Source organism: Streptomyces sp. NPDC006463 (assembly GCF_042870715.1).
In the GTDB taxonomy this organism is placed as follows: domain Bacteria; phylum Actinomycetota; class Actinomycetes; order Streptomycetales; family Streptomycetaceae; genus Streptomyces.
Genome location: NZ_JBIAHP010000002.1, coordinates 225,748 through 250,718, shown reverse-complemented (window position 1 = coordinate 250,718; position 24,971 = coordinate 225,748). Strand labels below are relative to the sequence as shown.

At 72.1% G+C, this 24,971-nt stretch carries 23 protein-coding genes; 15 read left to right on the top strand and 8 right to left on the bottom strand.

The window, feature by feature from the left end; all coding sequences use genetic code 11:
- Positions 1 to 232 precede the first annotated feature (232 nt).
- The 4 genes from ACFYOB_RS04925 (at position 233) to ACFYOB_RS04910 (ending at position 7,916) form a co-directional block, all read left to right on the top strand.
- Positions 233 to 964, top strand: coding sequence for a VIT1/CCC1 transporter family protein (locus ACFYOB_RS04925; protein WP_388554600.1), 732 nt, complete (start codon positions 233 to 235; stop codon positions 962 to 964).
- 317 nt (positions 965 to 1,281) lie between these two features.
- Positions 1,282 to 5,880 carry a glutamate synthase large subunit gene (gltB, locus tag ACFYOB_RS04920; RefSeq protein ID WP_388554597.1) on the top strand — a complete coding sequence of 1,533 codons (4,599 nt, stop codon included), beginning with the start codon at positions 1,282 to 1,284 and terminating at the stop codon, positions 5,878 to 5,880.
- Complete coding sequence (locus ACFYOB_RS04915; RefSeq protein ID WP_388554594.1) at positions 5,873 to 7,333, top strand: glutamate synthase subunit beta; 1,461 nt, start codon at positions 5,873 to 5,875, stop codon at positions 7,331 to 7,333. Before gltB ends, ACFYOB_RS04915 begins: the two co-directional genes overlap by 8 nt.
- 142 nt (positions 7,334 to 7,475) lie before the next feature.
- Positions 7,476 to 7,916, top strand: a complete 441-nt coding sequence (locus tag ACFYOB_RS04910) for a GNAT family N-acetyltransferase (protein WP_388554591.1) — start codon at positions 7,476 to 7,478, stop codon at positions 7,914 to 7,916.
- Here ACFYOB_RS04910 and ACFYOB_RS04905 read toward each other — a convergent pair.
- A complete protein-coding gene (locus ACFYOB_RS04905) occupies positions 7,871 to 8,845 on the bottom strand; it encodes a GlxA family transcriptional regulator (RefSeq protein WP_388554588.1) in 975 nt (324 codons plus the stop codon). The two genes, ACFYOB_RS04910 and ACFYOB_RS04905, sit on opposite strands and share 46 nt — an antisense overlap.
- Positions 8,846 to 8,957: 112 nt before the next feature.
- On the opposite strand from ACFYOB_RS04905, the gene ACFYOB_RS04900 reads away from it, so the two are divergent.
- Entirely contained in the window at positions 8,958 to 9,881 is a 924-nt protein-coding gene (locus tag ACFYOB_RS04900; RefSeq protein ID WP_388554585.1) for an NAD-dependent epimerase/dehydratase family protein, read from the top strand.
- 446 nt (positions 9,882 to 10,327) lie between these two features.
- Positions 10,328 to 11,629 carry a DUF1906 domain-containing protein gene (locus ACFYOB_RS04895; RefSeq protein ID WP_388554583.1) on the top strand — a complete coding sequence of 434 codons (1,302 nt, stop codon included), beginning with the start codon at positions 10,328 to 10,330 and terminating at the stop codon, positions 11,627 to 11,629.
- Here ACFYOB_RS04895 and ACFYOB_RS04890 read toward each other — a convergent pair.
- From ACFYOB_RS04890 to ACFYOB_RS04880, 3 genes are read right to left on the bottom strand one after another with little or no spacing between them, the layout of a single operon-like run.
- Positions 11,626 to 12,153: a pyridoxamine 5'-phosphate oxidase family protein gene (locus ACFYOB_RS04890; protein WP_388554580.1), complete on the bottom strand. Its 528-nt coding sequence runs from the start codon at positions 12,151 to 12,153 to the stop codon at positions 11,626 to 11,628. The two genes, ACFYOB_RS04895 and ACFYOB_RS04890, sit on opposite strands and share 4 nt — an antisense overlap.
- 36 nt (positions 12,154 to 12,189) lie before the next feature.
- Positions 12,190 to 12,918 (bottom strand): VWA domain-containing protein, encoded by a 729-nt coding sequence (locus ACFYOB_RS04885; RefSeq protein ID WP_388554578.1) that lies wholly within the window; start codon positions 12,916 to 12,918, stop codon positions 12,190 to 12,192.
- A 33-nt stretch (positions 12,919 to 12,951) separates the two neighbouring features.
- A complete protein-coding gene (locus ACFYOB_RS04880; protein ID WP_388554576.1) occupies positions 12,952 to 13,548 on the bottom strand; it encodes a PadR family transcriptional regulator in 597 nt (198 codons plus the stop codon).
- Positions 13,549 to 13,639: 91 nt separating this feature from the next.
- On the opposite strand from ACFYOB_RS04880, the gene ACFYOB_RS04875 reads away from it, so the two are divergent.
- The 3 genes from ACFYOB_RS04875 to ACFYOB_RS04865 are packed head-to-tail and all read left to right on the top strand — an operon-like array spanning position 13,640 to position 15,378.
- Complete coding sequence (locus ACFYOB_RS04875) at positions 13,640 to 14,389, top strand: SDR family NAD(P)-dependent oxidoreductase (protein ID WP_388554574.1); 750 nt, start codon at positions 13,640 to 13,642, stop codon at positions 14,387 to 14,389.
- 46 nt (positions 14,390 to 14,435) lie between these two features.
- Positions 14,436 to 14,987, top strand: a complete 552-nt coding sequence (locus ACFYOB_RS04870) for a hypothetical protein (protein WP_388554572.1) — start codon at positions 14,436 to 14,438, stop codon at positions 14,985 to 14,987.
- 43 nt (positions 14,988 to 15,030) lie between these two features.
- Complete coding sequence (locus tag ACFYOB_RS04865) at positions 15,031 to 15,378, top strand: hypothetical protein (RefSeq protein WP_388554570.1); 348 nt, start codon at positions 15,031 to 15,033, stop codon at positions 15,376 to 15,378.
- Here the strand turns inward: ACFYOB_RS04865 and ACFYOB_RS04860 are convergent.
- Positions 15,371 to 15,811, bottom strand: a complete 441-nt coding sequence (locus tag ACFYOB_RS04860; RefSeq protein ID WP_388554568.1) for a hypothetical protein — start codon at positions 15,809 to 15,811, stop codon at positions 15,371 to 15,373. The two genes, ACFYOB_RS04865 and ACFYOB_RS04860, sit on opposite strands and share 8 nt — an antisense overlap.
- A 123-nt stretch (positions 15,812 to 15,934) precedes the next feature.
- Here ACFYOB_RS04860 and ACFYOB_RS04855 point away from each other — a divergent pair, with 123 nt between their 5' ends.
- The gene (locus ACFYOB_RS04855; RefSeq protein WP_388554566.1) at positions 15,935 to 16,654 is read left to right on the top strand and encodes a class I SAM-dependent methyltransferase; all 720 of its coding nucleotides are present in this window, start codon (positions 15,935 to 15,937) and stop codon (positions 16,652 to 16,654) included.
- 81 nt (positions 16,655 to 16,735) lie between these two features.
- Here the strand turns inward: ACFYOB_RS04855 and ACFYOB_RS04850 are convergent, their stop codons facing one another.
- Together ACFYOB_RS04850 and ACFYOB_RS04845 are read right to left on the bottom strand one after the other, a co-directional pair.
- Positions 16,736 to 17,734 (bottom strand): acyl-CoA dehydrogenase family protein, encoded by a 999-nt coding sequence (locus ACFYOB_RS04850; protein ID WP_388554564.1) that lies wholly within the window; start codon positions 17,732 to 17,734, stop codon positions 16,736 to 16,738.
- Positions 17,734 to 18,879, bottom strand: coding sequence for an acyl-CoA dehydrogenase family protein (locus ACFYOB_RS04845; protein ID WP_388554562.1), 1,146 nt, complete (start codon positions 18,877 to 18,879; stop codon positions 17,734 to 17,736). The genes ACFYOB_RS04850 and ACFYOB_RS04845 overlap by 1 nt, the downstream gene beginning before the upstream one ends.
- 85 nt (positions 18,880 to 18,964) lie before the next feature.
- Here ACFYOB_RS04845 and ACFYOB_RS04840 point away from each other — a divergent pair, with 85 nt between their 5' ends.
- The 5 genes from ACFYOB_RS04840 to ACFYOB_RS04820 all read left to right on the top strand — a co-directional run bounded on the left by ACFYOB_RS04840 (position 18,965) and on the right by ACFYOB_RS04820 (position 23,952).
- On the top strand, positions 18,965 to 19,747 hold the full coding sequence (locus ACFYOB_RS04840) for an SDR family oxidoreductase (RefSeq protein WP_388554560.1): 783 nt from the start codon (positions 18,965 to 18,967) through the stop codon (positions 19,745 to 19,747).
- A gap of 15 nt (positions 19,748 to 19,762) precedes the next feature.
- Positions 19,763 to 20,401: a TetR/AcrR family transcriptional regulator gene (locus tag ACFYOB_RS04835; RefSeq protein ID WP_388554558.1), complete on the top strand. Its 639-nt coding sequence runs from the start codon at positions 19,763 to 19,765 to the stop codon at positions 20,399 to 20,401.
- 20 nt (positions 20,402 to 20,421) lie between these two features.
- A complete protein-coding gene (locus ACFYOB_RS04830) occupies positions 20,422 to 21,579 on the top strand; it encodes an acetyl-CoA C-acetyltransferase (protein ID WP_388554556.1) in 1,158 nt (385 codons plus the stop codon).
- Between the two features lie 391 nt (positions 21,580 to 21,970).
- On the top strand, positions 21,971 to 22,177 hold the full coding sequence (locus ACFYOB_RS04825) for a cold-shock protein (protein WP_328925160.1): 207 nt from the start codon (positions 21,971 to 21,973) through the stop codon (positions 22,175 to 22,177).
- Between the two features lie 101 nt (positions 22,178 to 22,278).
- Positions 22,279 to 23,952: a DEAD/DEAH box helicase gene (locus tag ACFYOB_RS04820; protein ID WP_388554553.1), complete on the top strand. Its 1,674-nt coding sequence runs from the start codon at positions 22,279 to 22,281 to the stop codon at positions 23,950 to 23,952.
- Positions 23,953 to 24,019: 67 nt separating this feature from the next.
- Here the strand turns inward: ACFYOB_RS04820 and ACFYOB_RS04815 are convergent, their stop codons facing one another.
- On the bottom strand, positions 24,020 to 24,949 hold the full coding sequence (locus ACFYOB_RS04815; RefSeq protein ID WP_388554551.1) for a tyrosine-protein phosphatase: 930 nt from the start codon (positions 24,947 to 24,949) through the stop codon (positions 24,020 to 24,022).
- Between the last annotated feature and the right edge of the window lie 22 nt (positions 24,950 to 24,971).

Genomic DNA, 24,971 nt, shown 5'->3' with positions numbered 1-24,971 from the left:
ACTTGATGGACTCATATTGAGCCCTTGGGGGATTTGTGCCATGGCATACGGTTTGTCGCTCGCCGCGAAACACCCCGAGAACACCCCCGTCACCCGGTCGCCGACCCCCAAAACCCCAGGTAAGTACGGCCTTCCTTGCTGGCGGGCGGCAGAAATCGTGCGTAGTTTCGAGGTGTTCAGGGGGAGCGGGGTGTCTCGCGGCGCCCGTTCGCACAAATGGGGAGATATCCGTATGTCCATCATCGACATCGAAGCACCGCTGCACACCGCCCACCGCGACAACCACACCCACCGCGACGTCAACGGCGGATGGCTGCGGCCGGCCGTCTTCGGTGCCATGGACGGGCTCGTCTCCAACCTCGCCCTGATGACCGGTGTGGCCGGCGGCGCCGTCGCCCCGCACACCATCGTGATCACCGGCCTGGCAGGCCTGGCGGCCGGTGCCTTCTCCATGGCGGCCGGCGAGTACACCTCCGTCGCCTCCCAGCGCGAGCTGGTCCTCGCCGAACTGGACGTGGAGCGCCAGCAGTTGCGCAAGCACCCGGTCGACGAGATGGAGGAGCTGGCCGAGCTCTACGTCTCCCGCGGCGTCGAGCCCGCGCTCGCCCGCGAGGTCGCCATGCAGCTGTCCCGCGACCCCGAGCAGGCGCTGGAGATACATGCCCGCGAGGAGCTCGGGATCGACCCCGAGGACCTGCCCTCGCCGCTCGTCGCCGCCGTCTCGTCCTTCGGCTCGTTCGCCCTGGGCGCGCTGCTCCCCGTACTGCCGTACCTGCTCGGCGCCACGTCCCTGTGGCCGGCGGTGCTGCTGGCGCTGGCCGGGCTCTTCGCCTGCGGCGCGGTCGTCTCGCGGGTCACGGCCCGGTCCTGGTGGTTCAGCGGGCTGCGCCAGCTCGGGCTGGGCGGCGCGGCCGCCGGTGTGACGTACATCCTGGGAACCTGGATCGGCGGAGCCATAGGCTGACCGGGCAGGGAGTGAGACACTATGCGGTGCACCACATAAGTAGTCCGTTTCCCGGCGGTTTCGATCCCGTGTCCGCCGGGCATCACACCATGGCGCCCGGGCAATGATGCCCGCCTCGCGTCGGGGCCTTCGTTCCCGTGAAACCCTGAAACGTCCCCGAAGGTCCCCACTTTTCTGCCTCGTGCAGTGTCCGCATGCTGGAATGGCATATCCACTTCTCGGGATAGTCGTCATCATGTAATCTGCACGAAATTTCGCAGAGGGCCAACGTCGTCCCTCGGCTATGCACATATGCCACGACGACGACGGGAGAGCCGATGCGTTCCGCATCCACGCACTCCGCGACCGGCCTCAGCACCACTGCCTGGTCGCCCATGGACGGTCGCCCCGCCCAGCAGGGCATGTACGACCCGCGCAACGAGAAGGACGCCTGTGGCGTCGGTTTCGTGGCGAACCTCACCGGCGAGGCGACCCACACCCTCGTTGAGCAGGCGCTGACCGTATTGCGGAACCTTGAGCACCGCGGCGCGACCGGCTCCGAGCCGGACTCGGGCGACGGCGCCGGAATCCTGTCCCAGGTGCCCGACGCGTTCCTGCGCGAGGTGGCCGGTTTCGACCTTCCCGAGGCCGGCGCGTACGCCGTCGGCATCGCCTTCCTCCCCGCCGACGCCGCCGCACAGGCCGTTGCCGTGGAGCAGATCGAAGCCATCGCCGCCGAGGAGAACCTGACGGTCCTCGGCTGGCGCGAGGTCCCGGTCAGCCCGGACCTGCTCGGCAACGGCGCCCGCGCCACCATGCCGGCCTTCTCGCAGCTCTTCGTCAGCAATGGCAGCACCGGCATCGAGCTGGACCGCAAGGCCTTCGTGCTGCGCAAGCGCGCCGAGCGCGAGGCCGGGGTCTACTTCCCGTCGCTCTCCGCCCGCACCATCGTCTACAAGGGCATGCTGACCACCGGCCAGCTGGAGCCCTTCTTCCCGGACCTCTCCGACCGCCGCTTCGCCTCGACGCTCGCCCTGGTCCACTCCCGGTTCTCGACGAACACCTTCCCGTCCTGGCCGCTCGCCCACCCGTACCGCTTCGTCGCGCACAACGGCGAGATCAACACGGTCAAGGGCAACCGCAACTGGATGAAGGCCCGCGAGTCCCAGCTGTCGTCGGACGTCTTCGGCGACGGCGTGCTGGACCGGATCTTCCCGATCTGCACCCCGGACGCCTCCGACTCGGCCTCCTTCGACGAGGTCCTGGAGCTGCTCCACCTCGGCGGCCGGTCGCTGCCGCACAGCGTGCTGATGATGATCCCGGAGGCGTGGGAGAACCACACCTCCATGGACCCGGCCCGCCGCGCGTTCTACCAGTACCACTCCACGATGATGGAGCCCTGGGACGGCCCGGCCTGCGTCACCTTCACCGACGGCACCCAGGTCGGCGCGGTCCTCGACCGCAACGGTCTGCGCCCCGGCCGCTACTGGGTCACCGACGACGGCCTCGTCGTCCTCGGCTCCGAGGTCGGCGTGCTCGACATCGACCCGGCCAAGGTCGTCCGCAAGGGCCGCCTCCAGCCCGGCAAGATGTTCCTCGTCGACACCGCCCAGAAGCGGATCATCGAGGACGACGAGATCAAGAACGAGCTGGCCGCGGCCGCCCCGTACGCGGAGTGGCTGGAGACCGGCGAGATCGAGCTGTCGGACCTGCCCGAGCGTGAGCACATCGTGCACACCCACGCCTCGGTCACCCGCCGCCAGCAGACCTTCGGCTACACCGAGGAAGAGCTGCGCGTCATCCTCGCGCCGATGGCCCGTACCGGCGGCGAGCCGCTCGGCTCCATGGGTACGGACTCCCCGATCGCGGCCCTGTCCGAGCGCCCCCGGCTGCTCTTCGACTACTTCACGCAGCTCTTCGCGCAGGTCACCAACCCGCCGCTGGACGCCATCCGCGAGGAGCTCGTCACCTCGCTGCTGTCCTCGATCGGCCCGGAGTCCAACCTGCTGGATCCGACCGCCGCGTCCTGCCGCAGCGTCACGCTGCCCTTCCCGGTGATCGACAACGACGAGCTGGCCAAGCTCATCCACATCAACCACGACGGCGACATGCCGGGCATGAAGGCCGCCACCCTCTCGGGCCTCTACCGGGTCTCGGGCGGCGCCGAGGCGCTCGCCGCGCGGCTCGCGGAGATCCGTACCGAGGCCGACGCGGCCATCGCGGCCGGCGCCCGCCTGATCGTCCTCTCGGACCGTCACTCGGACGCCGAGCACGCGCCGATCCCGTCGCTGCTGCTCACCTCCGCCGTGCACCACCACCTCATCGCGACCAAGCAGCGCACCCAGGTGGGTCTGCTGGTCGAGGCCGGTGACGTCCGCGAGGTCCACCACGTCGCGCTGCTGATCGGCTACGGCGCCGCGGCCGTGAACCCGTACCTCGCCATGGAGTCCGTCGAGGACCTGCTGCGCGCGGGAACGTTCCTTTCCGGCCTGGAGCCGGAGCAGGCCATCAAGAACCTGATCTACGCGCTCGGCAAGGGCGTCCTGAAGGTCATGTCCAAGATGGGCATCTCCACCGTCGCCTCCTACCGCGGCGCCCAGGTCTTCGAGGCCGTCGGCCTGAACGAGGAGTTCGTCGGGGCGTACTTCCAGGGCACCGCCACCAAGATCGGCGGCGCCGGCCTGGACGTCATCGCCAAGGAGGTGGCCGCGCGCCACGCCAAGGCGTACCCGGCCTCCGGCATCGCGGCCACGCACCGCGCGCTGGAGATCGGCGGCGAGTACCAGTGGCGCCGCGAGGGCGAGCCGCACCTGTTCGACCCGGAGACCGTCTTCCGTCTTCAGCACGCGACGCGGGGCCGCCGGTACGACATCTTCAAGCAGTACACGGACCGGGTGAACGAGCAGTCCGAGCGCCTGATGACGCTCCGCGGCCTCTTCGGCTTCAAGAGCGACCGCCCGTCGATCTCCATCGACGAGGTCGAGTCGGTCGCCGACATCGTCAAGCGCTTCTCCACCGGCGCCATGTCGTACGGCTCCATCTCCAAGGAGGCGCACGAGACCCTCGCCATCGCCATGAACCAGCTGGGCGCCAAGTCCAACACCGGTGAGGGCGGCGAGGACCCGGACCGCCTGTACGACCCGGCGCGGCGCTCCTCCATCAAGCAGGTCGCCTCCGGCCGCTTCGGCGTGACGAGCGAGTACCTGGTCAACGCGGACGACATCCAGATCAAGATGGCGCAGGGCGCCAAGCCCGGCGAGGGCGGCCAGCTGCCCGGCCACAAGGTCTACCCGTGGGTCGCCAAGACCCGGCACTCCACCCCGGGCGTCGGCCTGATCTCCCCGCCGCCGCACCACGACATCTACTCCATCGAGGACCTGGCTCAGCTGATCCACGACCTCAAGAACGCCAACCCGGCCGCGCGCATCCACGTGAAGCTCGTGTCCGAGGTCGGCGTGGGTACGGTCGCCGCGGGTGTCTCCAAGGCACACGCGGACGTCGTCCTCATCTCCGGCCACGACGGCGGTACGGGCGCCTCCCCGCTCACCTCGCTGAAGCACGCGGGCGGCCCCTGGGAGCTCGGCCTCGCCGAGACCCAGCAGACCCTGCTGCTCAACGGGCTGCGCGACCGCATCGTGGTCCAGACGGACGGCCAGCTCAAGACCGGCCGCGACGTGGTCATCGCCGCGCTGCTCGGCGCCGAGGAGTTCGGTTTCGCGACCGCGCCGCTCGTCGTCTCCGGCTGCGTCATGATGCGCGTCTGCCACCTGGACACCTGCCCGGTCGGCATCGCCACGCAGAACCCGGTCCTGCGGGACCGCTTCTCCGGCAAGCCCGAATTCGTCGTCAACTTCTTCGAGTTCATCGCGGAGGAGGTGCGCGAGCTCCTCGCCGAGCTGGGCTTCCGTACGATCGAGGAGGCCGTCGGCCACGCCGAGCTCCTCGACACCAGCAAGGCCGTCACGCACTGGAAGGCGCAGGGCCTCGACCTGGAGCCGCTCTTCTACGTGCCCGAGCTGCCCGAGGGCGCGGTCCGCCACGCCCTGATCGAGCAGGACCACGGCCTGGAGAAGGCCCTCGACAACGAGCTGATCGAGCTCGCGGCCGACGCGCTGAACGCCGACTCCGCCGAGAGCGCCCAGCCGGTCCGCGCCCAGGTCGCGATCCGCAACATCAACCGGACCGTCGGCACCATGCTCGGCCACCAGGTGACCAAGAAGTTCGGTGGCGCGGGCCTGCCCGACAACACCATCGACCTGACCTTCACCGGCAGCGCCGGCCAGTCCTTCGGCGCCTTCGTGCCGAAGGGCATCACCCTCCGCCTGGAGGGCGACGCCAACGACTACGTCGGCAAGGGCCTCTCCGGTGGCCGGATCGTGGTCCGCCCGGACCGCGCCGCCGACCACCTGGCCGAGTACTCGACCATCGCCGGCAACACCATCGGCTACGGGGCCACCGGCGGCGAGATGTTCCTGCGCGGCCGAACCGGCGAGCGCTTCTGCGTCCGCAACTCCGGCGCCCTGGTCGTCTCGGAAGGCGTGGGCGACCACGGCTGCGAGTACATGACCGGTGGACACGCGGTCGTCCTCGGCGAGACGGGCCGCAACTTCGCGGCCGGCATGTCGGGCGGCGTCGCGTACGTCATCGACCTCGACCCGGACAACGTCAACGTCGGCAACGCCGGCGCCGTCGAGACCGACCTGTCCGACACGGACAAGCAGTGGCTGCACGATGTGGTGCGCCGCCACGAAGAGGAGACCGGCTCGACCGTGGCCGCGAAGCTCCTGGCTGACTGGTCCGTCGCGGTGGACCGCTTCAGCAAGATCATCCCGACCACGTACAAGGCAGTGCTCGCCGCCAAGGACGCCGCTGAGCTGGCCGGACTCTCGGAGTCCGAGACCACCGAGAAGATGATGGAGGCGGCGACCCATGGCTGACCCGAAGGGCTTCCTCACCACCCCGCGCGAGACCGCCTGTACCCGTCCCGTGGCCGACCGGCTGAAGGACTGGAACGAGGTCTACGTCCCGGGCTCGCTGCTCCCGATCATCAGCAAGCAGGCCGGCCGCTGCATGGACTGCGGCATCCCGTTCTGCCACAACGGGTGCCCGCTCGGGAACCTGATCCCGGAGTGGAACGACTACGCGTACCGCGAGGACTGGGCCGCCGCGTCCGAGCGTCTCCACGCCACGAACAACTTCCCGGAGTTCACCGGGCGGCTGTGCCCCGCGCCCTGCGAATCCGCCTGCGTGCTCGGCATCAACCAGCCGGCCGTCACCATCAAGAACGTCGAAGTCTCGATCATCGACAAGGCTTGGGACAACGGCAACGTCACCCCGCAGGCGCCGGAGCGCCTCTCGGGCAAGACGGCCGCCGTCATCGGCTCCGGCCCGGCGGGTCTCGCCGCGGCCCAGCAGCTGACCCGGGCCGGGCACACCGTCGTGGTGTACGAGCGCGCCGACCGCGTCGGCGGCCTGCTGCGCTACGGCATCCCCGAGTTCAAGATGGAGAAGGTGCACATCAACCGCCGCATCGAGCAGATGCGCGCGGAGGGCACCAAGTTCCGCACCGGCGTCGAGGTCGGCCGCGACATCACGGCCACCGACCTGCGCAAGCGGTTCGACGCGGTGGTCATCGCGGCGGGCGCCACGGTCTCCCGCGACCTCCCGGTCCCGGGCCGCGAGCTGAACGGCATCCACTTCGCGATGGAGTACCTGCCGCTCGCGAACAAGGTGCAGGAGGGCGACTTCATGGCGCCCCCCATCACCGCCGAGGGCAAGCACGTGGTCGTGATCGGCGGCGGCGACACCGGCGCGGACTGCGTCGGCACCGCCCACCGGCAGGGCGCGGCCTCGGTCACGCAGCTGGAGATCATGCCGAAGCCCGGCGAGGAACGTAACGCCAACCAGCCGTGGCCGACGTTCCCCATGCTGTACAAGGTCACCTCGGCGCACGAGGAGGGCGGCGAGCGGGTCTACTCCGTCTCCACCACCCACTTCGAGGGCGACGAGGACGGCAACGTCAAGGCACTGCACCTCGTCGAGGTGGAGTTCGTCGACGGCAAGCTCGTCCAGAAGCCCGGCACCGAGCGCGTCCTCCCCGCGCAGCTGGTCACCCTGGCGATGGGCTTCACGGGCACGGACCAGGCCAACGGTCTGGTCCAGCAGTTCGGCCTGGCGCTGGACGCACGCGGCAACATCGAGCGCGACGCCTCGTACGCGACCAACGTGGACGGCGTCTTCGTCGCCGGCGACGCGGGCCGCGGCCAGTCCCTCATCGTCTGGGCCATCGCGGAAGGCCGCTCGGCCGCCCGCGGCGTGGACCGCTTCCTGACGGGTGCGAGCGCCCTGCCGTACCCGGTCAAGCCGACGGACCGCTCGCTGACGGTGTAACCCCGCAGTACCCCTCCCCCGGGAGGACCCCTCATACGGTCCGCACAACGACGTGCGGAACTCCGACACAGCGCCCGCCATGTCCCCGACCAGGGATGGCGGGCGCTGTGGCGTGCGGGGGCCCGGCTGCGATGCTTCGGGCATGGACATAGAGGTCAGGGCCCCGCGGGACGGGGAGGTCGAGGTGGTCGCCGAGTTGCGGGCCGAGGTCATGCGGGCGGACCTGGAGCGGCTCGGGCGGTACGACGAGCACCGCGTGCGGCAGCGGTTGCGGGATTCGTTCTCCGCCGAGCATTCGTCCGTCCTCGTGACCCGCGGCCAGGTGGTCGGGTCCTTCACCGTGCGGCCCGACGGGGACGGGTTGCTCCTGGAGCACTTCTGTCTGGCGGCGGAGCATCAGGGGCGCGGGATCGGGTCCCGCGTGCTGCGCGGGGTGCTGGAGCGGGCCGACGCGCAGGGGACGACCGTACGGCTGGCCGTGCTGCGGGGGAGCGCCGCCCAGGCGCTGTACGAGCGGCACGGGTTCGTGGTGGAGGGTCAAGGCGAGGTCGACGTCTTCATGGTGCGGGCCGCCGCGCGGTAGGCGCTCGGGGTGAGGCCCGTACGGCGCAGGAGGTGGGCGCGCAGGGAGTCCGCCGTGCCGAGGCCGCTCCGGGCGGCCACCTGGTCCATGGGGAGGGTGCTCGTTTCGAGGATCTCGCGGGCACGGTCCAGGCGTTGGTGCAGGAGCCACTGCAGGGGGCTGAGGCCCGTCTCGGCCCGGAAGCGGCGGGTCAGGGTGCGGACGCTGGTGCCGGCGTGGCGGGCCAGGTCGGCCAGCGTGGTCGGCTCGTGGAGCCGGGCAAGGGCCCACGCGCGGGTCGCGGCGAGTGAGCTGCCGCGTTCGGGCGGGAGCGGGGTCGCGATGAACTGGGCCTGCCCGCCCGGGCGGACCGGGGCCGCCACCACCAGGCGGGCCGTGGCGTTCGCGACGGCCGCCCCGTAGTCGCGGCTCACCATGTGCAGGCACAGGTCGATCCCGGCCGACAGCCCGGCCGAGGTCAGCACCCCGTCGTCCTCGACGAACAGCACGTCGGGCCGTACCTCGACCTCCGGGAAGAGCCGACGGAACTGCTCCGAGACCGTCCACAGGGTCGTCGCGCCCCGGCCGTCGAGGAGCCCGGCCTGCGCGAGGACGAACGCGCCCGTGCAGATCGAGGCGATCCGCAGACCCCGCGCGGCGGCGGCCCGCAAGGCGTCCAGTACGCGCGGGTCGACGTCCAGGCGGGCGCGCGTCCCCGTCACCATCACCGTGTCGGCCCGCTCGATCGCCTCCAGCCCGTGCGGCACGACGACGTCCATGCCGCTCACCGCCTCCACCACGCCGGGTACGAGGGTGCACACCGTCACCTCGTAGGCAGGTTGTCCGTCGACGAACGTCGCGCCGAAGACCACGTCGGGGATCGACAGGTCGAACGTGGTCACCGGAGGGAACGCGATGACCGCGACGCGGTGCGGGCGGATGATCGTCATGGCTCGAATCTCCGGAGTCTTGGCATTCCGGCCACTACTGTACGCCGTTGCCCGGAGCGAGAGTTGATCCATCCACAGCAGCAACTCACCGCACTCGTAAGGGAGTACAGCCATGTCTTTGCACGTCATCACCGGCGCCGGTGCGATCGGCACCGCAACCGCACGCCTGCTCGCCGACGCGGGGGAGCGGGTCCGTGTCATCACCCGCAGCGGCGGCGGCCCCGAGCACCCGCTCGTCGAGCGGGTCGCCGCCGATGTCACGGACACCGAAAGGCTGACCGGGCTGGTCCGGGGCGCGACGACCCTCTACAACGCCGCCGCGCCCGCCTACCAGGACTGGCGGACCGCCTTCCCGGCGATCGCCGCCTCGCTCCTCACCGCCGCCGGGCGGACCGGCGCCGACTACGTGATCGTGGGGAACGTCTACGGGTACGGCGAGGCGCACGGCGCACTCACGCCCGACCTGCCCATGAAGCCCAACTCCGACAAGGGCCGGGTGCGCGCCGCCATGTGGGAGGAGGCGCTGGCCGCGCACGGGGCCGGGCGGGTAAGGGTGGCCGAGGTGCGGGCCGGCGACTTCCTCGGGGCGACCGCGGTGGGCCTCTTCCCCCTGATGGTCGTGCCCGCCGTGCTGGCCGGTGCGCAGGCGCTGGTCCCGGTCGGACTGGACGCGAGGCACGCCTGGTCCTACGTGGACGACGTCGCGCGCACCCTGATCGCGGTCGGCGGACGGGACGACGTCTGGGGCCGCGCCTGGCACGTGCCGTCCACCTCCGAGCTGACCCCGAGGGACCTGATGGGGCGCCTCGCCAAGCTCGCCGGGGCGCCGGTCCCGCGGCTGAGGACCATGACGCCTGACGAGCTCGACTCGGCGGTCGCCGCGGACGCCGTGGTGGCCGAGCTCCCGGAAGTGGCCTACCAGTACGACCGCGAACTGCTCCTCGACGCCTCCGCGACCGAGCGGGCGCTCGGCGTACGGGCCACCGGACTGGACCGCGTACTCCAGGAGATGCTGCCGCAAGGGGAGGCGGCATAGGCGCGGGCACCGGGCGCAGGCGCAGGCGCCGGGCGGGCGGTGTGCCACGGGGGTGCGCACCGCCCCGCACACCGGGCGCGGTGCGCCCCGGTGGTACGCGCCGCCGCGGACCGCCCGGCTCACCGCACTCCTCGACGGCGCCGAACCGATTCCCTCGTGCGGGTGACGCGCACCGAGGGGCGCTCCGGGAGGCCCGCCGTCCCTCGCCGCCCCGCTCCGCGAGGCCGGAATCCCGGCGGGATCCGACGTACCGGCCGGGGCGGTCCGGCCCCTCGTGGCGACCGGACCGCGGGGCGAGCCCGTGCCACTGGCCGGCGTGCTGCGGGCGCGGGTGCGCGAGGTGGTCGGCCGACGCCGTCGCCGTAGGCCGTACGGACCATCTGCGGCTCCCCTCGGCGAAGTTGAGGCGCCCGGCCGCACCCCGCCGTCTGGTAACTATCCGGATCATGGCCCCCACCCGAACGCTGCTCAGCGGCCTCCTCGGCGCCGCCCTGCTGATCCCCGTCCTGCCGGCCGCCACCGCCGCAGCCGACGCGCAGACCGTCGACTACCACGGGCTGCGCCTGACCGTCCCCGCCGACTGGCGGGTCGTCGACCTCGACCGCGAGCCCGGCGCGTGCCTGCGCCTCGACCTGCCCACCCTGTACCTCGGCCACGCCGGCACCCAGGCGCAATGCACCGGCCGGGCCGTCGTCAGCCGCGCCGACACCCTGCACCTCGAACCTCTCGACACGGCCCCGCCGCGCGCCGACATCCCCACCGTCGCCGTGGACTCCGCCGACGCCCTGCCCGAGGCCCCGGCCCGGACCGACAGCAACGAACTGCGGTACGCCCTGCTCCGGCCCGGGGTCATGGCCACCGTTTCTTACGGGGACGCGCCCGACGCCGTCCGCAGGGTCCTGTCGCGCGCCCGCGCCCTGTCCGCCGGCGCATCCGCCGCCCCCGGCGCCCCCGCGCGCCCCGCCGCCCCCGCGCTGGCCACCGGCGGCGCGGGGCCCCGCAGTGCCCAGGAACCCTTCACCGGCGAGGGCTTCGACGCGTGCACCGCCCCGAGCCAGAACTCCATGGACACCTGGCGGGCCGATTCCCCTTTCGGCGCGGTCGGCATCTACATCGGCGGCGGCGCCCGTGCCTGTGCCCAGCCGCAGCTCACGGCCGCCTGGGTGCGCCGACAGGCCGAGGCGGGCTGGCACCTCATGCCGATCTGGGTGGGCCGCCAGCCCTGGAACAGTTCCAGCACCGGCCTGTCCACCGATCCCTCCGAGGCCGACGAGCAGGGCCGGTCCGCCGCCGAAGGGGCGGCGGCCGCGGCCGGGTCGCTGGGCCTGGAAGCGGGCACGGTGCTCTACAACGACCTGGAGAACTACACCGACCGCGACACCTGGGACGCCCCCGTCGTCGCCTACCTGACCGCCTGGACGGTCCGGCTGCACGAGCTGGGCTACCGCTCGGCCGCCTACGTCTCGGCGAGCTCCGGGGCCCAGGCGCTGAGCGCCCACCACGACCAGGCCCCCGAGGCCATGCCGGACGTACTGTGGGTCGCCCGCTGGAACGGCGCGGCCTCGGTCACCGATGCCGACATGGGCCTGCCCGACGGCACGACCCAGTGGCACGGCCCGCGCCGCGCCCACCAGTTCCGCGGCGACCACGACGCGTCCTACGGCGGGGTCACCATCAACATCGACCGCAACTGGGTCGACGTCGATCCCTCCGCCATCGGGACCGGCACCGTCTCCCCGCTCACCTAGGCCTGCGGACCGGCGCCCGGCGCCGGGTCCTCGCGCGGCGGCTCGTCGTCGTTGCCCCGGCGGATGGTGCGCAGGCCGCGCGCCGGGGTCCACGACCGCACCACCAGGTCATCGCCCTCCACGCCGATGCGGACGACCTCCGTCAGGTCGGCGTGGAAGAGGTGGAAGGGGTGCGGGGTATCGGTCTCCTCCGCGTACCGGTGCAGCTCGGGCGGATCCACCTGCTCCACCGCGCGCCCGGAGATCCGTACGTCCCCGTCCGGCATCTCCTCGCCCGCGCCCGGGTTGGTGTGCAGGGCGAACCGCGGGTCGCGCTGGAGGTCCCTGGCCTTCATCGAGCCCGCCATCATGCCGAGCCACAGCTCCCCGCCGCGGATGTCGACATTCAGCCCGGCGAGCCGGGGTGAGCCGTCCTTGCGCAGGGTGGCCAGGACGTGGTGCGGGAACTGTGCGAAGCGGGCCTGGACCGCCGCTGCGAACTCCGGCTCCGCCTTCTCGAATGCTGCCCAGTTGTTCGTCGTCATGCGTCCATCAAAGCGTGCGGGTCCCACAGCCGCCGCTCAGGCGCGCACGATGCCCGCTCCGCGCGCCGCCGCCAGCCACGCCGGGAAATCGCCGACCAGGCGGTCGTACAGATCCGGGTCGGGGACGGTACGCGGATCCGGCCCTGCGTGGAAGTAGCCCGCGTTGTCCACCACGCGCCGGGACGGGACGGGCAGTTCGTCGAGGCGCCGCAGGAAGTCGAACTGCGTGCTGCGCGTATTGCCGAAGCCGACGAACTGCCAGAACAGCGGCAGGCGGGCCGCCTTGCACAGGTACTTCTCCGCGGCGAGCTTGTTGATCGGCCCGCCGTCGGTCTGGAAGACGACCAGGGCCGGCTGCGTGGACCCCGAATCCAGGTAGTGGTCGATCACCGCGTCCATCGCCGCGTGGTAAGCCGTCTTGCCCATGTGACCGAGTCGGGAGGCGATCTCGGTGACCCGCCCGGCGTGCCCGGCGAGGGTGATCTCCTCCACCGCGTCGACCTCAGTGGAGAAGAAGACCACCGGCACCCGGCCGTCGTCGTCCAGGTGCGCGGACAGGCCCAGCACCCGGTCGGCGAGGGCCTGCACGCTGCCGTCCTCGTAGTACGGGCGCATCGAACCGGAGTAGTCCAGCACCAGGTAGACGGCGGCGCGTCCACCCTCCAGGCCGTACTTGCGCAGGGAGACCCCGGCGCTCTTGTAGAGGCTCACGAGTGCCGGAGCCGTTTCCTCGACCTTGCGGAGGTTCATCGCACTGCCCGTCATGCGGCCGAGATTACGGGAGGCCCGGCAGCGTGCCTACGGCCGTTTGCCGAGCTCCTCGATGTCGTCGAGCATGCGGGCGGCCAGATCGCGCTCGGAGGCGTAGTACCGCTCGGCCCACCTGAGGGTGAGCGTCGGGCAGGCCCCCGCCCCGGCCCGGGGCCCGTCCTTGGCGTCCTCGGTGTCGGCCGCCGCCCGGCGGCGCATCCGTTCGGCGAACTCCTGCTGCTCTACGAGGACTTCGCGCAGCTGCTCCGGCTCCAGCAGGTGGCCCAGCCACATCCGCAGCATCGGCCCGTGCTTGAGGACGGGCGGGTCGACCGGGGCCTCGCGGGCCCATTCCCGCACGGCCGTCATGCCGTCGTCGGTGATCCGGTACACCCGCTTGTCGCGGGTCCCGTTCTCCTGGGAGACCCTGCGCGAAGTGGCGTAACCGGCCTTCTCCAGCCGCTTGAGCTCGCCGTAGATCTGACTGAAGGACGGGCTCCAGTAGAAGAACGCCAGCGACCGGTCCGACCACTTCTTCAGGTCGTAGCCGGAGAGTTCCTCCCCGAAGGAGAGCAGGCCGAGCACGGCCCAGCCGGTCGCGGGGAGCGCCCGCCCGCCCGCCGCCTCTGCCGTCTCGTCTGCCATGCGGCGCAGTCTACGACCGGTCTCCGCAGGCCCCCTTCCCCCGGATTGGTATGACTGCTAGAAGTATTTCTATTAGGAATATCGGATAGGCGTGCTGGAGGGCTGGGCCGTGGGTGTCTCCCTCGACGGGAAGGTCGTCGTCATCACCGGCGCCGGGCGCGGCCAGGGCGCGGCCGAGGCCCTGCTGTGCGCGCGGGCGGGGGCGCGGGTCGTGGTCACGGACGTGGCGCAGGACGAGGGGCGGGCGGTGGCCGACTCGCTGGGCGGTCAGGGGCTGTTCGTACGGCACGACGTGGCCGACGCGGATAGCTGGGCGGGGGTGGTGCGCGAGGCCGTCTCGGCCTTCGGCGCGATCTCGGCGCTGGTCAACAACGCGGCCCTGTGGCGCACCGCGCACGTCGAGCGGCAGCGGCTCGACGACTTCGAGACGCTGCTGCGGGTCAACCTGCTGGGGCCGTTCCTCGGCATCCAAGCGGTGGCGCCCGTACTGCGGGCGGGCGGGGGCGGCTCCGTCGTCAACATCTCCTCGACGGCCGGCCTGGTCGGCATACCGGGCCACGCGGCCTACGGATCCACCAAGTTCGGGCTGCGCGGGCTGACCCGGTCGGCGGCGCTGGACCTGGCCGGGGACCGGATCCGGGTCAATTCCGTGCACCCGGGGGCCATCGACACGCCGATGGTGGCCGACGCCGTGGCCGGCCGCGACTGGTCCCACGTACCGCTGGGGCGGATGGGGCGGCCGCAGGAGGTCGCGGAGCTGGTCCTCTTCCTCTGCTCGGACGCGTCCTCGTACGTGACGGGCACCGAGTTCACGGTGGACGGCGGAATGACGGCGGGATGACGACGGGGGCGAGGTTCCCGCCCGGACCCCCAGGCATGATGTGTCCATGACTGAACTGGTGCGGAGGGTGACGGGAGCGTTGCTCCGCAACTGCCTGCTCCTGGCGGCGGAGTTCGGCGCCATCTGGCTGCTCCGGGGCCCCGAGGGCGCCTGGATCCCGGTCCTGCTGGCCGTGTTCGTCGTCGGCGCCGCCGTACCGCACGGCACGGACGCTGAGTTCGTCGCCCGCACCGCCGTCGCGCTCGTCGCGGTCGGCGTCGCGGTGCTCGGCGGGATCACCTGGGACCGGCACGCCCTCCACGACCGGGGCCGCGAGGAGGCGGCGGTGGTCGTCTCGCGCACCATGGTCGAGGACGGCTCGGGCCGCTCCCCGTCGCTGCGCCTGCGTACGGCGGCGGGCCGCGACCTGCCCGGCCCGGTGTCCCTGGACCTCGCGGTCGGCGCCCGTGTGACGGTGACGGCGGACCCTGACGGCCCGGCCTGGACCGTGGGCACCCGCCCGGCCCCGCCGGCCTGGCACGCGGTCGGCACGGGGGCTCTGCTCCTGCTCCAGACGGTCACCCTCGGCCGGCTCTCGCTGCGCCGCTCCCGGACCTGAAAACCGCTGGTCAACGCCTTGCTCATGGCTCTAGGGTCGCCGCATGTCCACGACCACCCTCTGGCGGCCCACAGGCCCCGTCGAGCTCGACCTGGTCCGCGCCCTCGACTGGCGGGCCTGGCCGCCGCGCCTGCCCGAGCAGCCCATCTTCTACCCGGTCCTGAACGAGGACTACGCGATCCGCATCGCCCGCGACTGGAACGTCAAGCACGACGGGGCGGGCTTCGTGACCCGCTTCGAGGTCGACTCGGCCTTCCTGGCCCGGTACCCGGTCCAGCAGGCCGGCGGCGAGACCATCCTGGAGCTGTGGGTCCCGGCGGAGGAACTCGACGAGTTCAACGCGCACATCGTCGGCCGCATCGAAGTGGTGCGCGAGTTCCGCCCTACTTGATGGTGTACGAGCAGCCCCTCGCGCTCTTGACGCCGTCGCTCTCCGCGACCTGCTTGCCGTCGACCTTGATGACGCAGGGGGCCTGCTGCAGCTTGCCGTCGGGGCCCGTGACCGTGCCCGGGACGACGTTCACGAGATAGCCCACCTTCTGCTCCGCGGCGGTGAGTTCGACGGTGCCCGTCTTCGTCCACGGCAGCGTCTGCTGCTCGAACCCGCTGTCGACGCCGCTGTACATGACCGCCGTCCTGCCCGTGCCGCCGACCTCCAGGGTCACCTCGTGCGTCGCGCCGCCGGCCTTGGCCGCCGGCGCGGACGAGGAGGGACTCTGGGACGCGGCCGCGGGCTCGCCGTTGTCCGCGGCGGCCTTCGGAGTGCCGCTTCCGCAGCCGGTGAGCAGCGCCGCCACCGCGGCGCACAGCGTCATCCCGGTCATCGTCCTTCGCATGGTCCCCGAACCTCGTTCCGCATCATCCGACGATCTTGTCCGGAGATCCCACCACATCCCGTACCGGTATTCACCTTGGTTCCGGAGGGCCTGATCGAAAACAATGACCGCATGACGAAACGCGCCCGGTCCTTCGATGCCGCCGCCGGGTTCTACCAGGCGTACCGCCCCGGGTATCCGGCCGCGCTCTTCGACGCCGTCGAGGAACTCGCCGGGCGGCCGCTCGCCGGGGCGAGGGTGGCCGACGTAGGGGCGGGGACCGGGATCGCCACCGCCCTGCTGCACGCCCGCGGCGCCGAGGTCGTCGCCGTGGAGCCCGGGGACGGGATGGCCGCCGAGTTCCGGCGGGTGAACCCCGGGATCCCGCTCGTACGCGGGGACGGCGACCGACTGCCGCTGGCCGACGGGGCGTTCGACCTGCTCACCTATGCCCAGGCCTGGCACTGGACCGACCCCGAACGCTCCGTCCCCGAGGCCCGCCGCGTCCTGCGTCCCGGCGGCGCGCTCGCGCTGTGGTGGAACGACCTGGACGGGTCCGTCCCCTGGATCGCCGAGCAGGACGAGCGGCTCCGGGCCTTCTTCGGGGTGAGCGGGCTCCCCGCGCGGCATTCGGCGGGGCTGGACGTCACCACCCGCGAGGTGCGGTGGTCCCGGCGGGTCCCGTTGGCGGCGCACCTCGCCAACCTCGCCAGCCACTCCGCGTTCCTGCTGCTCGGCGAGGACGGCACCCGCGCGTTCGTCGACGCCGAGCGCGCACGGCTGGAGCCCCTGTTCCCGGACGGCACGGTCGAGGAGCCCTACGTCGTCACGCTCCGGGTCGCCGTCTTCTGAGCGCTCGCCGCCGGAGTGCTGCGGGGCGCCTTCGCCGCGCCCGAGGCCGCCCACGCCGTTCCGCTCGTCCGTCGTGGTGACCTACCACCGCACCCGCGGCCGAAGGACCTCCGCCCGGCACGCCGCGGGAGTGCCCCACGCGTCGCGCAGCGGGCGGGCCTTGCGCAGCCACAGGGACAGGTCCAGCTCCTGCGTGTAGCCGACCGCGCCGTGCAGCTGGAGAGCGGTCCGCGCCGCGGCGTACGAGGCCTCGCCCGCGGTGAGCTTCGCCGCCGCCACGTCGCCCGGCGTCAGGGTCAGCGCCGCCGCCCAGAGCAGGGGCCGGGCGAACTCCAGACCCAGCAGGGTGTCCGCCAGGCGGTGCTTGACCGCCTGGAAGGACCCGATCGGCGTCCCGAACTGCGTGCGCTGCTTCGCGTACTCCACCGTCCGGTCCAGCAGGGTCTCGCCGACGCCCAGGCACTGGGCCGCCGTCAGCAGCCGGGCCCGGCGCCCCGCCGCCTGCGCGGCAGCCGTGACGGCCGGGCCCGCCGCGAGCAGTTCCCCGCCGCCCGACGGGACCGAGAGCCTGCGGGCCGGGTCCAGGGAGGCCGCCGTCGCGCCCGCCGCCGCGTCCGCCAGGCGCAGTTCGCCCGACGCCGACACGGTGAAGCAGTACGTGGCCGCGTCCGCGTCCAGGGCGTAGGGACTGCCGCCCGGCAGCGTCAGCGCGGCCGAGGCCTCGCCCGTGACCAGCCCCGGGAGGAAGCGTTTCGCCAGGCCCTCGTCACCCAGCTCGGACAGGAGCACCGACACGGCCGCCGTCTCCACCACCGGCCCCGGCATCCCGGCCCGGCCGAGCTCCACGAAGCCGAGGGCCAGTTCCAGCGGCAGCGGTCCCAGGCCTCCCGAGTCGCCGTACGACTCCGGCACGGCCAGCGCGAACAGGCCCGTACCGGCGAGCCGCGCCCACAGCGCCCGCCCCGGCCCGTGCCCTCCGCCCGCCCAGGCCCGTACCGCCGCCGGGACGTCCGCCGAGCCCAGCAGGGAGCGCAGCGTACGGGCGAAGTCCGACTGCTCGTCGGTCGGCAGGAAGCGCATCAGCGGCGGCCCTTCGGGAGGCCGAGCAGCCGCTCGGCGATGATGTCGCGCTGGATCTCGTTGGTCCCCGCGTAGATGGGCCCCGCGAGCGAGAAGATCCAGGGTTCGGCCCACTCGCCCCCGGCGAGCTCCGCGTCCGGCCCCAGCAGGTCCAGGGCCGTCTCGTGCAGGGCGATGTCGTACTGGGACCAGAACACCTTGTTCAGGCTGGACTCGGCGCCGATGGTCCCGCCCGCCGCGAAGCGGGAGGCGCCCGCCCAGGTGAACAGCTCGTAGGCGCGCGCCCCGACCACCGCGTCCGCGACCCGGTCGCGCAGGGCGGTGTCGGACGGATCGCCCTGCGCCCGCCACAGGGCGACGAGCCGGTCGGCAGCGGCCAGGAACCGGCCGGGCGAGCGCAGCGTCAGCCCTCGCTCGTTGCCGGTGGTGGACATCGCGATCCGCCAGCCCTGCCCCGGCTCCCCGATCACGTCCCCGTCCGGTACGAAGACGTGGTCCAGGAAGAGCTCCGCGAAGGCCGGCTTGCCGTCCAGGCGGCCTATGGGCCGTACCGTCACCCCGGGCGCCCGCAGGTCGAACATCAGGTACGTGAGCCCCTGGTGCGGTTTCGGCGCGTCCGGGTCCGTCCGGAAGATGCCGAAGGCGCGATCGGCGAACGCGGCCCGTGAGGACCAGGTCTTCTGCCCGGACAGCAGCCAGCCGCCCTCGGTGCGTACCGCCCGCGACTTCAGCGAGGCCAGGTCGGAGCCCGATTCAGGCTCCGACCAGGCCTGGGCCCAGATCGTCTCGCCGCTCGCCATGGAGGGCAGCACCCGCGCCCGCTGCTCGTGCGTCGCGTGGTCGAAGAGGGTGGGGGCGAGGAGACTGATGCCGTTCTGCGAGACCCGGCCCGGCGCGCCCGCCGCCCAGTACTCCTCCTCGAACACCAGCCACTTCACGATGTCCGCGCCCCGGCCCCCGTACTCCTCGGGCCAGGACACCACCGACCAGCGGTCCGCGTGCAGGAGCGCCTCCCACTCCCGGTGGGCGGCGAAGCCCTCCTCGGTCTCCAGGGAGGGCAGGGGACCGGCGGGCACGTGGGCGGCCAGCCAGGCCCGGGCCTCGGCCCGGAAGGCCTCCACCTCCGCCGTCTGGGTCAGGTCCATCAGGTGCTCGCCCCCTCCGCGACAACTTCCCTAACAAGTGTTTGGTAGGTTAACGTACGGCCATGAGCAGCGTCGAGGAGTTCGCATGAACGAGCCCCGGTACACCGCGGGTCACCACCTGCTGGAGGGCCGAACCGCCGTCATCACCGCCGCCGCCGGCGCCGGGATCGGCGGCGCCACCGCACGCCGCTTCCTGGAGGAGGGCGCCCGCATCGTCATCGGCGACCTCCACGCCCGCCGCCTGGAGGAGACCGAGAAGGCGCTCGCCGCCGAGTTCGGGGCCGGCCGCGTCGCCTCCCTGCCCTGCGACGTCACCGACGAGGACCAGGTAGGGGCCCTCTTCGCGCTCGCAGAGCAGACCCACGGAAGCCTCGACATCGTCGTCAACAACGCCGGCCTCGGCGGCACCTGCGACCTCGTCGACATGACCGACGAACAGTGGTCCCGCGTCCTGGACGTCACGCTGAACGGCACCTTCCGCTGCACCCGCGCCGCGCTCCGCTCGCTCAAGGCGTCCGGCACCGGCGGGGTCGTCGTCAACAACGCCTCCGTCGTCGGCTGGCGCGCCCAGACCGGCCAGGCCCACTACGCCGCCGCCAAGGCCGGGGTGATGGCACTGACCCGCTGCGCGGCGCTGGAGGCCGCCGAGTTCGGCGTACGGGTCAACGCGGTCGCCCCGAGCCTGGCCATGCACCCGCACCTGGTGAAGGTCACGAGCCAGGACCTGCTCACCGAACTCACCGCGCGGGAGGCCTTCGGCCGGTACGCCGAGCCCTGGGAGGTCGCCAACGTCATCGTCTTCCTGGCCAGCGGCTACTCGTCGTACATGACCGGCGAGACCGTGTCGGTCAGCAGCCAGCACCCGTAGGCCGAGAATGGACGCGTGCCAACCAACAAGCCGACAGCCAAGCCGACAGTCAAGAAGAAGCCGCAGGTGACGGCCACGCCCGAACGGCGTCGCGAACTCCTCGACACCGCCGCCGAGGTCTTCGCCGCGCAGGGCTACAACGCCACGACCGTCCGCAAGATCGCCGACGCCGCCGGGATGCTCGCCGGCAGCCTCTACTACCACTTCGATTCCAAGGAATCGATGCTCGACGAGATCCTCTCCGCCTTCCTCACCGAACTGTGGGAGGGCTACGACACCGTCCTCGCGGCCGGTCTCGGCCCCAGGGAGACCATCGAGGCCCTCGTCACCGAATCGTTCCGGGAGATCGACCGGCACCGCGCCGCCGTCGCGATCTACCAGAAGGAATCCCGCACCCTCTCCGCACAGCCCCGCTTCCACTACCTCTCCGACTCGCAGGTGAAGTTCGAGAAGGCCTGGCTCGGGACGCTGGAGCGGGGGGTCGCCGCCAAGGTCTTCCGCGCCGACCTCGACATCCGCCTCACCTACCGCTTCGTGCGCGACACGGTGTGGGTGGCGGCGTCCTGGTACCGGCCGGGCGGCCAGCACAGCCCCGAGGAGATCGCCCGCCAGTACCTGTCGATGGTGCTGGACGGGATCGCCGTACGCGCCTGACCCCGACCCGAGGAGTTCCGATGCCCGAGGCATACATAGTCGAAGCGGTCCGCACGCCCGTCGGCCGGCGCAAGGGAGGACTGGCCGAGGTCCATCCGGCGGACCTCGGCGCGCACGTCCTGCGGGCGCTCGTCGAGCGGTCCGGGGTCGACCCGGCCGCCGTGGAGGACGTGGTGTTCGGCTGCCTCGACACGGTGGGGCCGCAGGCGGGGGACATCGCGCGGACGGCATGGCTCGCGGCCGGCCTGCCCGAGGAGGTTCCCGGGGTCACCGTCGACCGCCAGTGCGGGTCCTCGCAGCAGGCGGTGCACTTCGCGGCGCAGGGCGTGCTCTCCGGCACCCAGGACCTGGTGGTCGCGGGCGGCACCCAGAACATGTCGATGATCCCGATCGCCTTCGCCTCACGGCAGGCCGCGGAGCCGCTCGGCCTCACCGAGGGTCCGTACGCGGGGAGCGCGGGCTGGCGGGCCAGGTACGGCGACGCACCCGTGAACCAGTTCCACGGCGCGCAGCTGATCGCCGAGAAGTGGGGCATCTCGCGCCGGGACATGGAGGAGTTCGCGCTCCGGTCCCACCAGCGGGCGCTGCGCGCGATCGACGAGGGACGTTTCGCGCGGGAGACGGTGGCCTACGGGGACGTGGCGGTGGACGAGGGCCCCCGCGGGGACACCTCGCTGGAGAAGATGGCCGGCCTGCGGCCGGTCGTGGAGGGCGGCACCATCACGGCGGCGGTCTCCTCCCAGGTCTCGGACGGCGCCGCGGCGATGCTGATCGCCTCCGAGCGGGCGGTACGCGAACACGGCCTGCGGCCGCGGGCCCGCATCCACCACCTGTCGGTCCGGGGCGAGGACCCGATCCGCATGCTGTCGGCGCCGATCCCGGCCACCGCCTACGCGCTGAAGAAGACGGGCATGACGCTGGCCGACATCGATCTGGTGGAGATCAACGAGGCGTTCGCCCCGGTGGTGCTGGCCTGGCTGAAGGAGACGGGAGCGGACCCCGAGCGGGTCAACGTCAACGGCGGCGCGATCGCGCTCGGCCATCCGCTGGGCGCGACCGGCGTGAAGCTGATGACGACGCTGCTGCACGAACTGGAGCGCACGGGCGGCCGCTTCGGCCTGCAGACCATGTGCGAAGGCGGCGGCCAGGCCAACGTGACGATCATCGAGCGGCTGTGACGGGTGGCGCGGGCTCGCGAAGCCGGTGAGGCCCCCGGGGCCGAGCGGTGCGAGGGGTGCGAAGGCGGCGGTCAGGCCGACGTGACGATCATCGAGCGGCTGCAAGCGCTCCGTCCGGGCCGGCCGCCGCGTGGCCGCGGGTCGGGTCCACGTCCTCGATGTGGATCACCGGCCCCGGCCGCACCCCGCAGATGGCGCGCGAGTACCACGAAGGGCGCAGGTCACACACACGGGGCCACACTCTCCGGCAGACGTGTGCTAGCTTAGAGCTCGTTGCAGTTGTGGTACCCATGAACTTTATGTGCGCCTGACGGGAATGTTCCTCAGGCGCTTTTATTGTTTTGCCGGACTCTCCGGATGGGGCCCTTGCCGCCTATTCAGGAGATTTAAAATGGCACTTGGCACCGTGAAGTGGTTCAACTCGGAAAAGGGCTTCGGCTTCATCGAGCAGGACGGCGGCGGCCCGGACGTCTTCGCCCACTACTCGAACATCGCCACCTCCGGCTTCCGTGAGCTCCAGGAGGGCCAGCGCGTGTCCTTCGACGTGACGCAGGGCCAGAAGGGCCCCCAGGCGGAGAACATCCTCCCCGCCAACTAAGTATTTCAGCTTGCCGGGGTCCGCACCGTGAGGTGCGGACCCCGGCTTGTCTGCTGTTTCGACCTTTGTTTTACCTGCCGGTTTCAGGAGGGCTTTCTCGCATGACCAGCTCCAGCTCCGCACGACCCAGCCGCCGCCCCACCCGGGGTCGAGGTGCGGCTCAGGGACGTCCGAAGGCTGGCGCGGGACGGCAGAAGTCCGCGCCCGTTGCCAGGCCCCAGGAATTCACCATGCCCGAGCCGATCGCCCCGGCGCTGCCGCCGGTCGCCGCGTTCGAGGACATGGACATGCCCGAGGCGCTGCTGAAGACCCTCGCCGCCCAGGGCGTGACCGAGCCGTTCCCGATCCAGGCCGCGACGCTGCCGAACTCGCTGGCCGGCCGTGACCTGCTCGGCCGCGGCCGCACCGGCTCCGGCAAGACGCTGGCCTTCGGCCTGGCGCTGCTGTCCCGCACCGCCGGCCGCCGCGCGCAGCCCAAGCAGCCGCTCGCGCTGGTCCTCGTACCGACCCGTGAGCTCGCGCAGCAGGTGACCGACGCCCTGGCCCCGTACGCCACGGCCGTCAACCTGCGCATCGCCACGGTCGTCGGCGGCATGTCGATCAACCGGCAGTCCGGCGCCCTGCGCCGCGGCGCCGAGGTCCTCGTCGCCACCCCCGGCCGCCTGAAGGACCTCATCGACCGCGGTGACGCCGACCTCTCGCAGGTCGCCATCACCGTCCTCGACGAGGCCGACCAGATGACCGACATGGGCTTCATGCCGCAGGTCACCGCCCTGCTCAAGCAGGTCGAGGCCGACGGCCAGACCATGCTGTTCTCGGCGACGCTGGACAAGAACATCGACAAGCTCGTCAAGATGTTCCTGACCGACCCCGTCGGCCACTCCGTCGACCCGTCGGCCGGCGCCGTCACGACGATGGAGCACCACGTCCTGTACGTCATGGACGAGACCGACAAGAAGGCCGTGGCGACGCGCATAGCCGCCCGCGACGGCCGGGTGATCATGTTCGTGGACACCAAGCGTGCCGTGGACCGCATGGTCAAGAAGCTCCTGGCGGACGGCGTCCGCGCCTCCGGCCTGCACGGCGGACGCTCGCAGCCGCAGCGCAACCGGACCCTCGACTGGTTCAAGACGGGCGAGGTCACCGCGCTGGTGGCGACGAACGTCGCGGCGCGCGGCATCCACATCGACGACCTCGACCTCGTCGTCAACGTGGACCCGCCCACCGACCACAAGGACTACCTGCACCGCGGCGGCCGTACCGCCCGCGCCGGCGAGTCCGGCAGCGTGGTCACCCTGGTGCTGCCCGACCAGAAGCGGGACATGACCCGCCTGATGTCGGACGCCGGGATCTCCCCGCGCACCGCGCAGATCAAGTCCTCCGACGAGGAGCTGTCCCGCCTGACCGGCGCCAAGGAGCCCTCGGGCATCCCGGTGGTGCTGGAGGTGCCGCAGCCGACCGCGCCGAAGCCGCGCAGCGGCTCCGGTTCCGGCTCCGGTGCGCGTCGCCGGTCCGGTGGACCCCGTACCGGCTCCGCCACGGGTGGCGCACCGGCGGCCGGCGGCCGTGGCCGCCGCTCCGGTGGCGGCGCGTCCGGGCAGGCCCCCGCGGCCTCCGGGTCGGGCCAGGCCCGTCGCGGCCAGGGCGGCGCCGCCGGCGCCGGCTCGGCCGGCCAGGGCCGGCGTACCGGGGGCGGCGCCTCCGGTGGCGCGGCCGCGGCTTCCGCGCGCAGCCGGGTCGGCTCCGGCGGCCAGGGCCGCCGCCGCGCGGTCTGACACCCGCAGAGACGCACGACGACGCCGGGCACTGCTTCGTGAGCAGTGCCCGGCGTCGTGCTGTCCGCTAGCGGACCATCTTGTTCTGGAGCTTCGCCAGCGTCCGCAGGTCCAGCCCGAGGCCGTCCGTCAGATAGCCGTAGAAGCTTCCGTAGTCGGCCTCCAGCTGCGCCGTCGCGGAGTCCAGGTAGTCCTGGCGGACCTCCTGGAGCGGGATCAGCAGGTCCGGGTTCTGCATCCGCCCGGACTGCTTCAGACCGGCCCGCACCTGGGCGTCGTAGGCGGCGCGGAACGTGTTCGACGCCAGGTAGTCGCGCCCGGCGGCGTCCTCGGGGACGGCCAGCGCCCGCAGCAGTACGTAGCTCATCCAGCCGGTGCGGTCCTTGCCGGACGTGCAGTGGTACAGGAGCGGTCCCTGACCGCCCTCCGCGATCTCCCGCACCGTCGCCGCGAACTGCGCCCGGTTCTCGGGACCGGTCACGAACGTGCGGTAGATGTCGCGCATGTACGCCTCGGCGCGGCCGCCGCCGAGCATCTGCTCCTGCTTGACGGGGTCACCGCTGGCGATCGCGCCGACGAGGGTCCCGTACAGACCGAGGTCGCTGACCGGGCGGGAGGTGGCGGCGAGCCCCACGGGCAGCCGGTCGGCGCCGTCGTACTGGAGCTCCATCGGGATGCGGAAATCGACGACCTTCGTGAGGCCGAGACCGGAGACGGTGGTGACGTCGGCGTCGGTCAGCTTGCTCAGTGCGTCGGAGCGGTAGACGAGACCCTGGCGGACCTGGCCGCCGGTGTACGTGCGGTAGCCGCCGAGGTCGCGGAGGTTGACGGCGCCCTTGAGGGGGATCTGGCGGATCGTTTCCGCCTGGAGGTGGTGGCGGCGGGCGCCGACCCCGGCTCCGGGCGCCGCCGCCGCGTACGCGGATGCGGGCAAGGTCCCGATGGCGAGGGCGGAGGCGAGGACCGCGGTCGCCAGGCGGATTCGGGCACGGCTCATGTATGCGACTCCTGTGACGGAG

Excerpts from the sequence above, each read along its gene's own strand:
- ACFYOB_RS04925 (WP_388554600.1), top strand. The coding sequence starts at position 233 with ATGTCCATCATCGACATCGAAGCACCGCTGCACACCGCCCACCGCGAC.
- gltB (WP_388554597.1), top strand. The coding sequence starts at position 1,282 with ATGCGTTCCGCATCCACGCACTCCGCGACCGGCCTCAGCACCACTGCC.
- ACFYOB_RS04915 (WP_388554594.1), top strand. The coding sequence starts at position 5,873 with ATGGCTGACCCGAAGGGCTTCCTCACCACCCCGCGCGAGACCGCCTGT.
- ACFYOB_RS04910 (WP_388554591.1), top strand. The coding sequence starts at position 7,476 with ATGGACATAGAGGTCAGGGCCCCGCGGGACGGGGAGGTCGAGGTGGTC.
- ACFYOB_RS04905 (WP_388554588.1), bottom strand. The coding sequence starts at position 8,845 with ATGACGATCATCCGCCCGCACCGCGTCGCGGTCATCGCGTTCCCTCCG.
- ACFYOB_RS04900 (WP_388554585.1), top strand. The coding sequence starts at position 8,958 with ATGTCTTTGCACGTCATCACCGGCGCCGGTGCGATCGGCACCGCAACC.
- ACFYOB_RS04895 (WP_388554583.1), top strand. The coding sequence starts at position 10,328 with ATGGCCCCCACCCGAACGCTGCTCAGCGGCCTCCTCGGCGCCGCCCTG.
- ACFYOB_RS04890 (WP_388554580.1), bottom strand. The coding sequence starts at position 12,153 with ATGACGACGAACAACTGGGCAGCATTCGAGAAGGCGGAGCCGGAGTTC.
- ACFYOB_RS04885 (WP_388554578.1), bottom strand. The coding sequence starts at position 12,918 with ATGACGGGCAGTGCGATGAACCTCCGCAAGGTCGAGGAAACGGCTCCG.
- ACFYOB_RS04880 (WP_388554576.1), bottom strand. The coding sequence starts at position 13,548 with ATGGCAGACGAGACGGCAGAGGCGGCGGGCGGGCGGGCGCTCCCCGCG.
- ACFYOB_RS04870 (WP_388554572.1), top strand. The coding sequence starts at position 14,436 with ATGACTGAACTGGTGCGGAGGGTGACGGGAGCGTTGCTCCGCAACTGC.
- ACFYOB_RS04865 (WP_388554570.1), top strand. The coding sequence starts at position 15,031 with ATGTCCACGACCACCCTCTGGCGGCCCACAGGCCCCGTCGAGCTCGAC.
- ACFYOB_RS04860 (WP_388554568.1), bottom strand. The coding sequence starts at position 15,811 with ATGACCGGGATGACGCTGTGCGCCGCGGTGGCGGCGCTGCTCACCGGC.
- ACFYOB_RS04855 (WP_388554566.1), top strand. The coding sequence starts at position 15,935 with ATGACGAAACGCGCCCGGTCCTTCGATGCCGCCGCCGGGTTCTACCAG.
- ACFYOB_RS04850 (WP_388554564.1), bottom strand. The coding sequence starts at position 17,734 with ATGCGCTTCCTGCCGACCGACGAGCAGTCGGACTTCGCCCGTACGCTG.
- ACFYOB_RS04845 (WP_388554562.1), bottom strand. The coding sequence starts at position 18,879 with ATGGACCTGACCCAGACGGCGGAGGTGGAGGCCTTCCGGGCCGAGGCC.
- ACFYOB_RS04840 (WP_388554560.1), top strand. The coding sequence starts at position 18,965 with ATGAACGAGCCCCGGTACACCGCGGGTCACCACCTGCTGGAGGGCCGA.
- ACFYOB_RS04830 (WP_388554556.1), top strand. The coding sequence starts at position 20,422 with ATGCCCGAGGCATACATAGTCGAAGCGGTCCGCACGCCCGTCGGCCGG.
- ACFYOB_RS04825 (WP_328925160.1), top strand. The coding sequence starts at position 21,971 with ATGGCACTTGGCACCGTGAAGTGGTTCAACTCGGAAAAGGGCTTCGGC.
- ACFYOB_RS04820 (WP_388554553.1), top strand. The coding sequence starts at position 22,279 with ATGACCAGCTCCAGCTCCGCACGACCCAGCCGCCGCCCCACCCGGGGT.
- ACFYOB_RS04815 (WP_388554551.1), bottom strand. The coding sequence starts at position 24,949 with ATGAGCCGTGCCCGAATCCGCCTGGCGACCGCGGTCCTCGCCTCCGCC.